Origin of the sequence: Dyadobacter sp. CY347 (genome assembly GCF_021502655.1) — a bacterium.
In the GTDB taxonomy this organism is placed as follows: Bacteria; Bacteroidota; Bacteroidia; order Cytophagales; family Spirosomataceae; genus Dyadobacter.
The window spans coordinates 18,451-34,619 of sequence record NZ_JAKFFT010000010.1; the positions used below are offsets into that span (position 1 = coordinate 18,451).

Here is a 16,169-nt window from a genome sequence, read left to right on the forward strand (position 1 = left end):
TACAATATTTTTAAAATTCAAAAAATAAGATCGCACTGAATAGTGTCGCACCGAATGGTGTCGCACTGAATAGTGTCGCATCATTTGATCACGTCAATTTCAAGTGAACTGGCTGCGCCGGCCTGATGAAAAATGGTTTGCTTTGCGCTGATAAAGTCCGATTGGTCAGCCTTGTAAATGTTCTCCACGTATTTCTGGGGATTTCGGTCAAAAAGCGGGAATGCGGTGCTCTGAACCTGCACCATAATGCGGTGGCCTTTTTTAAATGTGTGCAAAACATCCTGCAAGCGGAATTTAATGTCGGTCATTTTTCCAGCGACCAATGCTTCCGGTTTCTCAAAACTATTTCGGAACCTCGATCTCATGATTTCGCTCCGCACCATTTGCTGGTAACCTGCAAGAACCGTCGTGGGATTGGGCAGATATGCATGAATTTTTTCGTCACCGGGATAGACGTCGATTAGTTTCACAAAAAAATCGGCGTCGGTCCCGGTTGTGCTGATCTTTAATAATGCTGTAATTTCTCCTCCCAATGTAACGTCATTTTCAAGCACATCGGTCTGAAAAACAAGGACATCCGGTCGCGTGGAAGCGAAGCGCTGGTCTTCCGACATGTATTCAAACGGCGTGAAACCGGCCATTTGCTTGTAATTCGCGGTGTAAGGAACCGGTTTGGCCGGGTCACTTACATATTCACTCACAGACTTGGCCTGTGCGGGCGCTTTGAAATCAAGTTTGCCGCTTTCGTGGAAATATAATTTGCGCTTCTCAACATTCGCCAAAGGCCATTTATCAAATGTCTGCCAAGCTTTTTTGCCCGTATCAAACATGTATGCTTCCGGCAAATCGGTTTTCCCGTCGCCCGATTCTTTCAGGAAATGTTTGAAAAATTTCGCCTCAATGTTGGTTTGATAAAATGTTGCAATGCTATCTCCAAAATAAATATCATTGTGCAATGTATGCCCGGTTTCCCTGCTCCACCGCCCGTGCCCGAAAGGCCCCACGACAATCGTATTATATGTAGAAGGGTTGTTCTTTTCTATTGTTTTGTAAGTGTTCAAAGGACCATATAGATCTTCTGCATCAAACCAGCCGCCAACGGTCATAAATGCATGCTTAATGTTTTTCAAATGCGGCAGGATGTCCCTTTTTTGCCAAAACTCATCCTTATTTGGGTGGTTGACCGTTTCCTGCCAGTAGAAATTCTTTGAATAATATTTATCAAAATTTTTCAGCGGGCCCATGTTCAGGTTGAATGTGTAACCATCGGGCTTGGCTTCGAACATATCCCCGGCAAACCAGGAAGACGTTGTCGGTTTCGGAGGCTTGATCCCGAAAACCGGAAATGTCAGGTAATAACCTTGCGTAAATGCGCCGTTATGGTGGAAATCGTCAAAAAAGAAGTCGGCGATGGGTGCTTGCGGCGACGATGCTTTTAATGCCGGATGCTCAGAAAGCGCGCTTGCGGTGGTGTAAAATCCGGGATAGGAAATTCCCCACTGGCCCACTTTGCCATTGTTGTTAGGAACGCTTTTGAGCAGCCAATCAATCGTGTCATATGTGTCCGAGGCTTCGTCCACATCCTTTTTTCCCTTTTTCTGCGCAATGTGCGGCGTCATATTGGTCCACTCGCCTTCGCTCATGTAGCGGCCGCGCACATCCTGGTATACAAAAATAAATTTGTCCCGCATTAATGTCGGACTTGGACCGATCCTGGGTGGATAATTGTCTGGCCCGTAAGGAGCAACGCTGTAACATGTGCGCTGCATTAAAAACGGATATTTTTTGTCGGCAGAAGCGTCTTTCGGGCTGTAAACGATCGTATGCAGTTTCACGCCATCGCGGACCGGAATGTCGTATTCGGCTTTCGTGTAATTTTCGCGAATGAATTTTTCATCCCCGTTCTGAGCGTTTGCAAGAGTAACAACGAGCATCAGAACGACGCCTAGTAGATTTTTAAACATGAGTTTTGTCTATTTTTTTTTATAAAAATTCAAAGTAACGCTGGCAGCATTGGACCGTTCGCTGAGCGTATAAAATCCTTTCCCATCGGCATCCATACAAACCGCCTCACCCTGCGGTTCAAGGGCCACCAATAATTGTTTTGTCGATGGTTGGGTTAATGTTTGCCCCACAGATTCACCTGCCTTTATTTTCCAATAATATACAGCAAGATAAGTCCTGATGAGGATTTCGGTGCCATCTTTTGAAATATTTCCGCCTGTGGCTAATCCTACGCCCGGCACTGTTCCCACTTTTTCAGCAACAATGGTTTGCGTCGTGGATTGCGGGAAAGCCAGCCTGTAAATGCCTGTATTTTGTCCTTCCTTTGATAAAACAAAAAGATCTTTGGTGGCCGGATCAAGCATGAGTGACTCTGCATCCCTGGCGCCATCAGGATAGCTGAATGTGATTTTTTCCAATTTCGTTTCATCAAAATTCGCATTGGCATCGCTCACTTCCGGAACCCTGTAAATGACACCGACCTGGCTTTTAGGCTCATTATTGTTTCCAATGTCTCCTATATAAAGATAATTGACGCCTGCCTCTGGTCCGGGGCCAGTCGCCACATCTTCCCAATCACGGTTAGCGGCACCGGGAATTTTCATTTCCTTAATATTCTTTCCATCTGCGCTTAACAAATACAGAGAGCTCGGCTGGCCGGAATCCTGGTTCACCCAGAAATTCCCAGGCATGTTATAACTCGGAACTAGGCCCGAGGCTTCGTCTATAATACCGGGTGTAATGGCAACTTTTTGAGGAATTATATCAAAGTCGGCAGCGGCGGTGGGATTGGTTACGGGATCGGGATCGCAGGAACAGGTAACACAAAAAATAATGGACGACAGAACCACTCCTGCTTGCCCGCTCAGCCTTTTATATAATTTCATAAAAAACACTTCATGTTAGATTTGCTAAAAATACGTACTTTTGCGCCATTTATTATCAGGCAGTTTCACTATATCAGTATTAAAAAAGTTATATGTTACGTACCCATACCTGTGGAGAGTTAAGCTTAGAACATGTAAATCAAGAGGTTGTATTGTGTGGCTGGGTTCAGCGTGTCCGTGATAAGGGCGGCATGATCTGGCTTGATTTGCGTGACCGCTACGGATTAACTCAGCTTCTGTTTGAAGAAGGAAAAACACAGGCTAATGTGCTTGAAATCGCGCGCTCACTGGGCCGTGAATTTGTTATTTCAGCAAAAGGCCAGGTGATAGAAAGGCTTTCCAAGAATGACAAAATAGCCACCGGTGCTATCGAAATACGCGTTTCGGAACTAAATATCCTGAATCCTGCAAAATTACCTCCCTTCCTGATCGAAGATGAAACGGATGGCGGTGATGATATCCGGATGAAATACAGATATCTGGATCTGAGAAGAAATAATGTTCGTAAAAATTTACAATTGCGGCATCAGGTTGCGCGTCACACGCGTGCTTACCTGGATGATCTGGACTTTATAGAAGTTGAAACACCTGTATTAATAAAATCCACACCGGAAGGCGCGCGGGATTTTGTTGTTCCTAGCCGCATGAACCCGGGGGAGTTTTACGCATTGCCACAATCTCCGCAAACATTTAAGCAGCTGCTGATGGTGGCAGGTTTCGACCGTTACTACCAGATCGTGAAATGTTTCCGGGATGAAGATTTACGTGCTGACCGTCAGCCTGAATTTACGCAAATAGACTGCGAAATGTCGTTTGTAACGCAGGAAGACGTTTTGAATACTTTTGAAGGACTTATCCGTAACCTATTTGCAAAAGTAAAAGGACTTGACCTGCCGGAAGTTCCGCGTATGACTTATACGGACGCCATGCGACTGTATGGCTCGGACAAACCGGATATCCGGTTCGATATGCAGTTTGTCGAATTAAAAGGAGCTGCACAGGATCTTACTTCGGGCAAAGGTTTCGGTGTATTTGATGACGCTGAGTTGGTTGTCGGCATCTGCGCACCGGATAGTGCCGTATATACCCGCAAGCAAATGGACGAACTAACGGACTGGCTGAAACGTCCGCAAATCGGAGCGAAAGGCTTGATTTATGTTCGCTATAATACCGATGGTTCATTGAAATCGTCCGTTGACAAATTCTACGCCGAAGAAGATATTAAGAAATGGGCTGAGGCGTTTAATGCTAAACCGGGCGATCTGATCTTAATTATTTCGGGTGCCGCAGACAAAGCGCGCAAGCAATTGAACGAGCTTCGCCTTGAAATGGGAACGAGGTTAGGGTTGAGAAACCCGGACGAATACAGAGCATTATGGGTGCTGGATTTTCCATTGTTGGAATATGGGGAAGCAGAAAATCGCTGGTTTGCCATGCACCATCCTTTTACAAGTCCGAAGCCGGAGGATATTGCTTTGCTGGACGGGAATTTGGGAGCGGTCAGGGCCAATGCATACGATATGGTGATCAATGGCGTTGAAGTTGGCGGAGGTTCTGTGAGGATCTTTGAAAAAGAGCTTCAAAAGCAAATGTTTGGAATCCTTGGCTTTACCGAGGAAGAGGCTCAGGAGCAATTTGGGTTCTTGATGAATGCTTTCGAATTTGGCGCACCTCCCCACGCCGGGATTGCGTTTGGATTTGACCGTCTGTGCTCCATCTTTGGCGGCGCGGACTCTATCAGGGACTTTATCGCGTTCCCTAAGAATAATTCGGGACGCGACGTGATGATTGATTCACCGTCTGTTATATCGGATGCGCAATTGAAAGAATTGGCTATCAAAGTAGAATAGTTTAAATATTTATTGGATTAATATATTTTTCCGGGGAATTTAATTATTGTAAGATTTTGTAGTTTTGCTGCTTGCTTTGTCAAGCACCCTGGATCTAGTTCAGAAAAGCGTACCGACGCCATTTAATATAATAAACACTGCATGCATTATTTATCTAAAACAGTTAACGCCATTCGGATAGCGTTTTTTATCCTACTGATAAGTACAGCCACCCAAGCCCAGGATCCAGTACCACAAACCCCGACCACTGTACCGGGGCAAGCCACCCCAACACCGTCGACCGGAGCTCCCGTTTCCAACTCACAGGCCGTTGAATTCTATAACCAGGCCAAGCAGTCCGGAATGTCCGATATGGATATCGAAAAGGCAGCATTGCAAAGAGGTTATACGCTGGATGATATTTCCGCAATGCGTAAACGTCTGGAACAGAGCTCTAAGGACAACACAAAAAATGATCCTAACAGAGACCAGCTGGATGAAACCAGGGAGCAGGATGACCTGGATGAGTTAGAAGAAGAGACAAATAACGAAAGAGATACGACTGCTGCTGGAAGAGCACGGTTTAGAAGGTTAAACAGAACATTCGGTTCATCATTTTTCAGAAGGACTTCAACAACTTTTGAGCCTAATCTACGAATTCCAACACCAAGAAATTACATTTTAGGGCCTGACGACGAGTTAGTGGTCGACATTTATGGAAATTCAGTGGATAATTTCCGCATGAAGATCAGCCCGGAAGGAACAGTCAAAATGCTGAACCTCGCTCCGGTGTATGTCAATGGACTCACCATTGAACAGGCCAGCGAGAGGATTATTAACAGACTGAGACAGGCATATTCTACATTAAACCGCCCCGGATCCGGCACCTACTCCACCATTACATTGGGTAATGTTCGCAGCATCCGGGTTATGATTGCGGGTGAAGTGGTTCGTCCCGGCACTTACACAGTTTCCTCTTTATCAACCGCTTTCAATGCACTTTACGTTTCGGGAGGACCAGGGCGAAATGGTTCTTACAGGAACATCGATATAATCAGAAATAACAAAATCATCCGTCAGATAGACTTGTACCGGTTCCTGATAGATGCAGATTTAAGGGATAACATTGCTTTGCAGGATCAGGACATCATTTTGATCCGCCCATATGAAACACGACTGGAACTAACCGGTGAGGTCAAGAAAAGCGGGATTTTTGAAGCGAAGGCTGGCGAAACAATGAAGGATATCCTGAAATATGCAGGCGGCTTTACACCGGATGCATTCACGCAGCTGATCCAGTATCAGAGAAATACGGGTAATAACTTCATAATCGGAAGTATCGATTCTGTTCAGGTGAATACTTTTGTCCCAAAAAACGGGGATATCTATAATGTTAAAAGGATTCTCGAAGTTGTTGCTAACCAGGTTGAAGTCCGCGGTGCAGTAACAAGGCCGGGCGTATATCCTCTGGATGAACGCACCAAAACAGTAAAAGAATTAATTACAATTTCACAAGGAATCAGCCCCAGAGCATTCCTTAACCGCGCACTTCTCGAAAGATCAAGCGGTGACACCCAAACCGGACTTGTTGCCATTGATTTAAGGAAACTGTTAAACAATGAGATCCCTGATATCACATTATTACCCGGCGATATTCTTACCATTAAGTCGGTAGAGGACCTGAAAGAATTTACCTTCTTATCTGTAAAGGGGTCGGTTATTAATCCCGGTGAATACTATTACTATAAAGATATCACCATTGCGGATTTGATATTTCAGGCAGGCGGCTACACAGAAGGCGGTATCCCCTACCGCATCGAAGTTTCACGCAGGGTTAAAAATGATACAACCGGGCTTCCAAGCGACCAGAATGTAAGGATTTTCACGCTGGACGTTGCTGATAACCTGACATTGAATGAGCAGGATCAGAAGTTTACACTCTATCCTTACGACATTGTTCTGGTGCGTAAATCCCCAAGATATGAGACGCAGAAAACGGTGACGATTTTTGGTCAGGTGACTTATCCCGGAACGTACACCATTCTGAACAACTTTGAAAAAATTTCAGATCTGTTCCCCAAAGCGGGCGGAATGCGCAAAGAAGCATACATAGAAGGAGCCAGGTTTTACCGAAATCGTGAATTGGTTGCCCTTGACCTGAAAGCGATCATTGAGAAGCCGTCAATCCCTGCTAACCTGCTTCTGGCGGATGGCGATACAATCTACATTCCGAAAAAATCCGAGATGGTGAGAATCCAGGGAGGCGTTTATAATCCTTCATTGGTAAACTTCGATCCAAGTTTCAACTTCCACGAATACATCTCTCAGGCCGGTGGATTTGCTGAAAGAGCCCGCAAAAACAGGGTTTACGTCTCCTACCCTAACGGAAGGACGCACCGCACAAGCAAATTCTTGTTTTTCAGATCCTACCCAAAAGTTCAGCCGGGATCTGTTGTAACGGTTCCATTGAAAGAGCCAAAACCTGACCGCCCAATAACGCCCGGAGAACGTATCGCGATCATTTCACTGGCGACGACTTTGATTCTCACAGCTATCCGTTTATTCTAACATACTTGCGAATCCAGAATGTCTGATCAAATAACAAATACCGAAAACAAGTCGCAGCAAGTATTGGAAATTCGTCTTGTCGATGTTTTTATTTTCTTAAAGAAATATATAAAGATACTGTTGATCATTGGTGTCGTATGCGGAATCGCTGGCATTGTTTTAAGCTTTTTTGTTACTAAAACATACGAATCCAAGATTACATTGCTTCCTGAATACGGACTTAAAAGCAATTCCTTCTCGCTTTTGGGAGCAGGCCTCAATTCTGATGGTGCCGAAAAACTATCTCCGGAATTGTATCCTTCGATCCTGCAAAGTTCTCCCTTCGGTGAGTATCTGCTTCAGCAACCCGTAGTAGATCAGGACAATGTTAAATATAAGAACCTGGAAACATATTTGAGAAAAGACTCTTCCGTCAGTTTTGTCTCGCGTATTTTTAGTTTTTTCCGCCCTTCAAAGTCGGGCACAACAACGAAGGTGGCGCCAAAATTGCCAGCGGATATTGTTTCAAGAACTGTCGGAGAGCAGAGCTTAGTAAACCAGGCTACATCGATTATCAGTGCTTCCGCAGACCCTAAGGAGGGAATTATCACAATCAGTGCAGAAACCGAAGATCCCTATGTATCGGCAGTGTTGGTACGGGAGGCGAAGAATTACATGGAGGTTTATGTGGAAGACTATCGGACAACCAAAGCGAAACAAAAAGTTGATTTGCTGAAAGAACAAGTTGCCGAAGCAAAGAAAAGGATGTCGGATTCAGAATATGCTTTGAATAGCTACCGAGATCGCAATCGTAACGCGTTTTTGAATGTAGCGAGAATTGAAGAGCAACGCTTACAAGCCGATTATGTACTCGCGCAGTCGCTTTACAGCAGTCTGGTAAGCAGGTATGAACAAGCCAGAATATCAGTCAAAGAAGAGAAACCCGTATTCAAAATTTTGGAACCTGCGAAGGTGCCGCTATCCAAAAGTGGCCCGAAGCGTCTGAAATATGGTATCTTCACAGCTATATTTGGGGTCGTTATTGGATTAATGTACATATTATTTGTGAGGGAAAAGATCCAGGATAATCTTATTCCTGCGACATCACTTTAATTTTTTGGAAAATTTCATCTGCTTTTAATTTGCTATTTTAAATGAAGGTCGTCTTACTTGCCGGCGGATTAGGCACACGCTTATCCGAAGAAACAGTTTTAAAGCCAAAGCCCATGGTGGAAATTGGTGGAAGTCCAATTTTATGGCACATTATGAAAATATATGCCGCGCATGGATTTAATGATTTTGTAATATGCCTTGGCTATAAAGGTTATGTGATAAAGGAGTATTTTGCCAATTACTTTCTCCACCAGTCAGACGTTACGTTTGATATGAGGGAAAATAAAATGGAAATTCTCAATTCACAGGCAGAACCCTGGAAAGTGACACTTGTGGATACGGGAATGGATACGATGACCGGAGGGAGAATTAAAAGAGTAAAACAATATCTGGATGGTCAACCATTTCTGCTTACTTATGGCGATGGTGTGGGGAATGTTAACATTTCGGAGCTGGTTGCATTTCACCAGAGAGAGCAAAAGTTATTGACTGTGACAGCCGTACAACCATCCGGCAGATTCGGTGCATTAAACATTTCCGAAAGTAACGAGGTTTTATCATTTTTGGAAAAACCAAGAGGCGACGGCGCCTGGATCAACGGAGGATTCTTCGTCTGCCAGCCCGAAATCCTGGATTATATCGGTGAAGATCAGAGCGTGTTCGAAAAAGAGCCGCTTGAAAATATCGCGAAAGACGGTCAAATGGCTGCTTTCAAACATTCAGGGTTTTGGAAGCCGATGGACACGCTGCGCGACAAGCAGGAATTAGAAAATCTTTGGGGGAGCCAAGAAGCACCTTGGAAAATTTGGTAAATATTAATTATGGAATATCAGCACTTAGCACATTACTATAAGGGTAAAAAAGTTTTTGTTACAGGTCACACTGGTTTCAAAGGTTCGTGGCTTATCTATTGGTTACACCTTCTTGGCGCTGATGTGAAGGGCTACAGTCTCGCCCCGGAAAATACATTTGATCTATATAACACGATTGACGGCGACGGATTATGCGAGTCGGTCATTGCGGACATCCGAGACACTGCGAGCTTAAATGAAGCATTGTCGTCCTTTGAACCAGATTTCGTATTTCATTTGGCAGCTCAGCCATTAGTTCGTCTTTCCTACGCCATTCCTGCCGATACATTTGCGATAAATGCAATTGGTACTGCGAATTTACTGGATGCTGTAAAAGCTCTCAAGAAACCTTGTGCTGTTGTTCTTATTACAACTGATAAAGTCTACGAGAATAAAGAATGGCATTACCCCTACCGCGAAACCGATAGACTTGGCGGCTATGACCCTTACAGCGCCAGCAAGGCATGCGCTGAACTAGTTATCAGCTCTTACAGGAATTCATTTTTCCATCCGAATGACTATTCAATTCATCAAAAATCGATTGCCAGCGCTCGGGCAGGTAATGTGATCGGCGGCGGTGATTGGGCGAAAGACCGGATCATTCCGGATATTGTCCGCTCTCTTGCGAAATCTGAAATAGTAACAGTTCGTAATCCAAATGCGGTTCGCCCATGGCAACATGTTTTGGAGCCAATTGGAGGTTATCTGCACCTAGGGTGTAAGTTGATCGAAAACCCTACATTTTTTGCGGAAAGCTGGAATTTTGGTCCAAAGTCGGAAGATAATCTGACTGTTGAAGAGCTCGTAAAGACTGCATTGAGAATTTGGGGAAGTGGTGAATATAGCATTCAAACAGTGGATGGACAACCCCATGAGGCAGGATTATTAAAACTTGACATTAGCAAGACAGTAAATTTACTTGGCTGGCAACCTAAACTCGACGCAACCACCTCGATCCAAAAAACTTTGGAGTGGTATTTAAAAAATGACCAGAAAGTTTCAGGTAGAGAATTGGTAGAGGAGCAAATAATCAGTTTCAGTAATGAGTAAAATCAAAGTCGCCATCCTGGGATCAAGTGGCTTTGTAGGTCAAAATTTGGTGCGGATATTCAAATCTGAGCCAACTATTGATCTTTTTGTTACCTCACGAATTTCAAAAGCTGATAACATTCAATTTGATCTTCTAGAATCAACCTCTTGGAAGCTGCTTGTCGACTTGCAGCCAGATTTAATTATTGATGCAAGCGGTTATGGGGTTGTAAAAAATCAGATCGATCTCGAAACATTATATCAAATTAATTACCTAGAAAAGCGAAACCTCGTTGACTATTTATTCAAATATATACCTGGGCTCTTCTGGATACAAATTGGTACTGCTTTTGAATACAGTATGGAGCAGGAACAATTAACGGAACAAAGCTTATGTTTTCCCAAAACACATTATGGGATTTCTAAGCTGCTTTTCACAAATTATTTGCTGCAACATATGAAGCAACAATGTGCAGTGATCAGACCATTTGGGATGTTTGGTAAGGGAGAAGATCTTTCTAAATTCTTCCCAATGCTGATCAAAGCTCAGAAAGAAAATAAAGTAATTGACTTGTCTGATGGGCAACAGGAACGAGATTATATTTTCGTAGAGGATCTAGCACAGTTTATCCTAAATCTTGTAGTAAGTGGGACTATTCAAGAAATTGATTCAAACATTATCAATGTAGGAAGCGGAAAGCCAAGAAGCCTGAGGGAGCTAAGTCAGCTTCTTTCAAGACAAATACCGGATTATGATCCAAATATTTGGAACTGGGGTGCTTTACCTCAGCGCCAAGGAGAAAGTCAAACCTTTTACAATGCATCATCAAAAGCTCGGGAGTTAGGTTTTTACTGTACCGATCTAAATGAAGCACTTCAAAAAACTGCTAATTATTATTACAACCTTTGAAACATGGAGCAAATTCTTGATAAGCTGACTAATATAGACAATGATGTGCTACAACTTCTGCTTCCAATTTTGCAGAAAAAAACGGCCAGAGAAATTGTCCCTGGTGAACATTATATACCGGTAACCGGTAAGGTCATTGATGAGCAAGACCTATTATATGGCATAGACTCCGTTATGGATGGCTGGTTGACCACAGGCAGGTTTGGAAAAAAGTTTGAATTTCAGTTTGCAAAATACTTCGGTTCAAAATTTTCAATCTTAGTAAATTCTGGTTCCTCTGCAAACCTGTGCGCTTTTTATGCACTAACTTCTCCAAAATTGGGAGAGCGCCAAATCAAGCCTGGTGATGAGGTTATTACCGTTGCAGCGGGTTTTCCCACAACGGTAAACCCAATGATACAGTATGGTGCTATTCCGGTATTCATCGATGTCGATATCCCGACATATAATATCAAAGCCGAACTGATTGAGCAAGCTGTGTCGCCAAAGACAAAAGCCATTATGATTGCGCATTCTCTGGGCAACCCATTTAATTTGGATGTTGTCATGGAGGTTGCAAAAAAATACAATTTGTGGGTTATAGAGGACGATTGCGATTCGCTAGGTGCTACTTATCGGGGACGAAAAACAGGAACCTTTGGTGACCTGGCTACTGTATCCTTTTATCCGGCTCACCACATTACAATGGGCGAAGGCGGAGCGGTGCTCATAAACAATCCTAAGCTAAAAATGATCGTTGAAAGTTTTCGCGATTGGGGTCGGGATTGTTATTGTGAAACCGGCAAGGACAATACATGCCGTAAAAGATTTGAATGGCAACTTGGTGACCTGCCTTACGGCTATGATCACAAATACACATACTCACATATCGGCTTTAATCTTAAAGTGACCGATATGCAGGCGGCGATCGGGCTTAGCCAACTTCAAAAAGCCGACCAATTTGTTGAAAAACGCAGAGAGAACCATGCTTTGCTATATCAGTTATTGAAACCGTTCGAGGAACACTTTATATTACACGAAGCGACTCCGGAAAGCGAACCGAGCTGGTTCGGTTTCATGATCACCATTCGTGAGGGAAGCCCAATTGACCGAAGCAGTCTTACTCAATACCTGGAAGAGAACAAAATCGGGACACGTCTGCTTTTTGCAGGTAATCTCATCCGCCAACCTGCTTATAAAGGGCTTACATATCGACTTGTGGGAGATCTTACCAATACCGACATCATTATGAATGATTCGTTTTGGCTGGGTGTATGGCCTGGCTTGAACCGGTCTCACTATGAATATATTGTAGCAACAATCGATACTTATATCAAATCTTTATAACATGCGCTATTTAATAACTGGAGGGTGCGGATTTTTGGGTTCAAACCTTGCAGCAGAGGTATTAAGAAGGGGTGACGAACTTTTTGTTTTTGATAACCTCTTTCGTTCGGGGTCCGAACAAAATTTGGAATGGTTGAACAAACAGGGTGAATTTAAGTTTTATAAATCCGATATACGATCCTACAATGACGTTGAGTACGCAATACTAGATGCAAAACCGGACGTCATTTTTCACCTTGCGGGACAAGTAGCAATGACTACATCCCTCGCAAACCCAAGGCTGGATTTCGAAATTAATGTATTAGGAGGAAACAATTTGCTGGAATGTGTCCGTAAGTATGTTCCTGACGCCATTGTGACCTATTCTTCAACAAATAAGGTTTATGGCGACTTCGACGCTTTAAACTTTATAGAAACTGACACCCGTTTCGTTGCAGAGAGATATGAGAATGGATTTGATGAAACGCTTCCCCTGAATTTTCAGTCGCCATATGGCTGTTCCAAAGGAGCAACAGATCAATATATGCTTGATTATGCCAAGATGTTCGGATTGAAAACTGTTGTTTTCAGACACTCATCGATCTTTGGCGGAAGGCAGTTTTCTACTTTTGATCAGGGTTGGGTTGGCTGGTTTGTAAAACAAGCCCTGGATATTAAAGATCAAAATTCTAAAAAACCATTTACAATTTCTGGAAATGGCAAGCAGGTTAGAGACATCTTATTTGTTGATGATTTGATAAGCTGCTATTTCTCTGCTGCTTTAAACATTGAAAAAGTTGCTGGCCAGGCATTCAACATTGGAGGTGGAATGCACAATAGCCTATCGCTACTCGAATTGTTTGCATTGCTTGAATCCGAGCTTAATGTAAAAATGACTTACGAAGAACTTCCCTGGCGACAAAGTGACCAAAAAGTATTTGTAGCAGACTGTACCAAAGCGATTGAACATTTCAGCTGGACTCCGAAAATAGACAAGCATGCCGGCGTCAAAATGATGATTGATTGGATGACTGAAAAATAGTGGCCTCAAAGAATTATCAATGAAAGTAAATGTAACAATCTACGGAGTGGCTGCCGGCAGTTATCGAACTCAAAACTTGCTTAAGGCACTCTTAGATACAAAAGACGTAAATGTCTTCTTTCTAAATGTCAGAGAGTTGTGGGGTAAAAAAACGCTTTTTGTCAAGATCCAGCAGATGCTTGTGGAGGCAATTGTGGTGGCTAAATCAGATATCATTATTATTCCTGCGGTTGAGCATATTTATTCTTATCGTTACAGGTTAGCCAAATTTTTTAAGAAAAGAATCGTCACGGACTTCTATATATCCTATTACGATTCGTATGTAAATGATGGCAACAGGCTGCCTGCGGATAGTCCGGAAGCAAAAAAATACTACAATCTGGATAGGGAAGCTATTTTGAAATCCGACTGTACTATTTTCCTTAATCAAGCAGAGGCTGACTATTATACAAATGTCCTAAACGTAAAGTTATCTGAAATAAAATATCAATTGATACCGCTATGCGTTGACTCACGAGGTCGCGGGAAAAATCTATATGCTAGCGGCCGTAGCAATGTATTCAAAATATGCTGGTGGGGAACCTATATTCCTTTACATGGCATTGAGAAAATCATAGATGCCGTTAAGATACTAAGCGCTAAGAATGTTGATTTTGAAGTTTATTTGTTTGGAAATAGCGAAGAGAAATCGGTTGGTTACAGAGAGAAGATCAAACAATCCGGTCTTGATCATTTAATTCGGGTGGAAAATGACAAATCATTTAACAATGGTGCATTAGAACCGTTCCTGATTAATAACTGCGACCTGGCACTTGGAAGTTTTGGTGACAGCTCAAAAGCAAAAACTGTTTTCATAAATAAGATTGCTGACGCATTTGCTTTAGGCGTTCCGATGTTAACTATGACAACAACAGCCATCGAACAACTTCTCTCAACAGATTCCGACATCATAATTTGCAACAATACGCCTAATGATATTGCGGACACCATTTTTAATGTAATGTCTGACAAAGAGAGGCTCCTTAGGGTTGGGAATAATGGCTTCCAAAAGTATGAAAGCATTTTTTCTTATAATTCTTTCAAAGAAAAAATAGCTTCCCTGATATTAGATAAACTTTAATATTAAAAACTGTTAATGTTTATCTTGAAGACTGTAAAGCTAGAATGCAAATACAACAAGAAATAAGAAAAGGGACCGTTATAGTCTTCATTAGTAGATACAGCGGAGTACTTATTGGGATTTTAATTAATTCTTCTCTGGCCAGACTCTTGTCCCCAAGTGAATTTGGAGTCTTGGGTGTTGTAACGGTATTTATTACATTTTTCAATATTCTGAGTGACATTGGTATTGGATCTGGTATCGTTCAGAATCAAAATCTTGATTCACGGGACACATCAGATATCTTTAAACTGAGTGTGCTGTTAAGTATTACACTAGCGATCGCGTTCTTTCTCTTTTCTTATCTCATTGCTGATTTTTATTCAAACAAAGAATATATTAAAATATGTCAGCTGCTAGCAATTAACCTATTCTTCAGTTCAATTGCCGTAGTGCCCAGAAACTTACTGATCAAAGCCCGGGCATTCAAAGTCACCGGACTTATTGATACGTGTACTGCTTTGTTTACAGGCATCTTTGCAATCTTTCTTGCCCTGAATAATTTCAGCTATTATTCGATGATCTGGCGTTCAATTGTATCCAGTGTCATTGTATTTAGCCTGTATTATATTTTTTCAGGGTTAAAGCTCCAAAGTAAAATTTCGTTAGTCGGAATAAGAAAAATAGCCGGTTATTCGTCTTATCAATTTGCATTCAATTTCATTAATTATTTTTCTAGAAATTTGGATAATATATTGATTGGAAAATATATGGGGAATGCGAGCCTAGGCGTATATGGGCAAGCTTATCAGCTAATGATATATCCTATTGCTTATCTTACTAATGTAATAACACCGGTTTTACATCCAATCCTTGCAAAGTTTCAGGATAATAAACCGGTCATTTTTCAGGAATATACAAAAGTGGCAGGAGTGCTCGCAACACTTGGATTTCCAATATCCATCTTTATTTTCTTTGCAGCAGATGAGATCATTATTACGTTGCTTGGAAGACAATGGCTTGAAGTTATTCCAATTTTGAAAATTTTGAGCTTTTCGGTATGGCTGCAAATGATTTTGTCCAGTAGCGGCTCTATTTTTCAAGCTGCCGGAAGAACGGACCTTTTATTTTTATCCGGTTTTCTGTCCGCCGTACTGACAATTGCATCTATTTTATTTGGGATTTTCTACTTTAAATCTCTTTCAGTTACAGCAACATTACTAGTAGTTTCATACTATGTGAATTTTATTCAAGCATTTTATTTATTGATAAGCATTGTACTGAAATCGTCTTTATGGACATTCTTTAAAACCGTTCTAAGACCGCTTCCTATGGCAATTACTCTGGCGGGCGTCTTTATCTTATTTAACCGTTTGGAAGCCTTCACTCAAATATCATTATCGGTCGTATTTACTTTGCTCATCAAGCTTGGCTTTTTAGCTATCACATTTATGCTTTTTGAATTTTCAACGCTTAAAAAGCTGTCTGCACCAATAATTGCAAAATTTGCAGGCAGGTAGGTCATGTATTAATAGTTAATTCCGGTTCCTAAC

12 protein-coding genes are annotated in these 16,169 nt (G+C 42.2%); 10 read left to right on the forward strand and 2 right to left on the reverse strand.

The features are described 5' to 3' along the window. Nucleotides 1–80: 80 nt before the first annotated feature. Nucleotides 81–1,964: a CocE/NonD family hydrolase gene (locus tag L0659_RS23085; protein ID WP_235128942.1), complete on the reverse strand. Its 1,884-nt coding sequence runs from the start codon at nucleotides 1,962–1,964 to the stop codon at nucleotides 81–83. A gap of 9 nt (nucleotides 1,965–1,973) precedes the next feature. Then, nucleotides 1,974–2,891, reverse strand: coding sequence for a PE-PGRS family protein (locus L0659_RS23090; protein ID WP_235128943.1), 918 nt, complete (start codon nucleotides 2,889–2,891; stop codon nucleotides 1,974–1,976). 92 nt (nucleotides 2,892–2,983) lie between these two features. On the opposite strand from L0659_RS23090, the gene aspS reads away from it, so the two are divergent. The 10 genes from aspS to L0659_RS23140 all read left to right on the forward strand — a co-directional run bounded on the left by aspS (nucleotide 2,984) and on the right by L0659_RS23140 (nucleotide 16,136). Next, nucleotides 2,984–4,741, forward strand: coding sequence for an aspartate--tRNA ligase (gene aspS / locus L0659_RS23095; RefSeq protein WP_235128944.1), 1,758 nt, complete (start codon nucleotides 2,984–2,986; stop codon nucleotides 4,739–4,741). A 141-nt stretch (nucleotides 4,742–4,882) separates the two neighbouring features. After that, nucleotides 4,883–7,288, forward strand: a complete 2,406-nt coding sequence (locus L0659_RS23100) for an SLBB domain-containing protein (protein ID WP_235128945.1) — start codon at nucleotides 4,883–4,885, stop codon at nucleotides 7,286–7,288. Nucleotides 7,289–7,306: 18 nt separating this feature from the next. Continuing rightward, the gene (locus tag L0659_RS23105) at nucleotides 7,307–8,380 is read left to right on the forward strand and encodes a Wzz/FepE/Etk N-terminal domain-containing protein (RefSeq protein WP_235128946.1); all 1,074 of its coding nucleotides are present in this window, start codon (nucleotides 7,307–7,309) and stop codon (nucleotides 8,378–8,380) included. 41 nt (nucleotides 8,381–8,421) lie between these two features. Then, nucleotides 8,422–9,192, forward strand: a complete 771-nt coding sequence (gene rfbF, locus L0659_RS23110) for a glucose-1-phosphate cytidylyltransferase (protein ID WP_235128947.1) — start codon at nucleotides 8,422–8,424, stop codon at nucleotides 9,190–9,192. Nucleotides 9,193–9,201: 9 nt separating this feature from the next. Further along, on the forward strand, nucleotides 9,202–10,281 hold the full coding sequence (gene rfbG / locus L0659_RS23115) for a CDP-glucose 4,6-dehydratase (protein WP_235128948.1): 1,080 nt from the start codon (nucleotides 9,202–9,204) through the stop codon (nucleotides 10,279–10,281). After that, nucleotides 10,274–11,170 (forward strand): NAD(P)-dependent oxidoreductase, encoded by an 897-nt coding sequence (locus L0659_RS23120; RefSeq protein ID WP_235128949.1) that lies wholly within the window; start codon nucleotides 10,274–10,276, stop codon nucleotides 11,168–11,170. Before rfbG ends, L0659_RS23120 begins: the two co-directional genes overlap by 8 nt. Before the next feature lie 3 nt (nucleotides 11,171–11,173). Further along, nucleotides 11,174–12,496 (forward strand): lipopolysaccharide biosynthesis protein RfbH, encoded by a 1,323-nt coding sequence (gene rfbH, locus L0659_RS23125; protein ID WP_235128950.1) that lies wholly within the window; start codon nucleotides 11,174–11,176, stop codon nucleotides 12,494–12,496. 1 nt (nucleotide 12,497) lies between these two features. Further along, nucleotides 12,498–13,517, forward strand: coding sequence for a GDP-mannose 4,6-dehydratase (locus L0659_RS23130; RefSeq protein ID WP_235128951.1), 1,020 nt, complete (start codon nucleotides 12,498–12,500; stop codon nucleotides 13,515–13,517). A gap of 19 nt (nucleotides 13,518–13,536) precedes the next feature. Beyond that, nucleotides 13,537–14,637: a glycosyltransferase gene (locus L0659_RS23135; protein WP_235128952.1), complete on the forward strand. Its 1,101-nt coding sequence runs from the start codon at nucleotides 13,537–13,539 to the stop codon at nucleotides 14,635–14,637. Nucleotides 14,638–14,681: 44 nt separating this feature from the next. After that, complete coding sequence (locus L0659_RS23140; RefSeq protein WP_235128953.1) at nucleotides 14,682–16,136, forward strand: lipopolysaccharide biosynthesis protein; 1,455 nt, start codon at nucleotides 14,682–14,684, stop codon at nucleotides 16,134–16,136. Nucleotides 16,137–16,169: the final 33 nt, after the last annotated feature.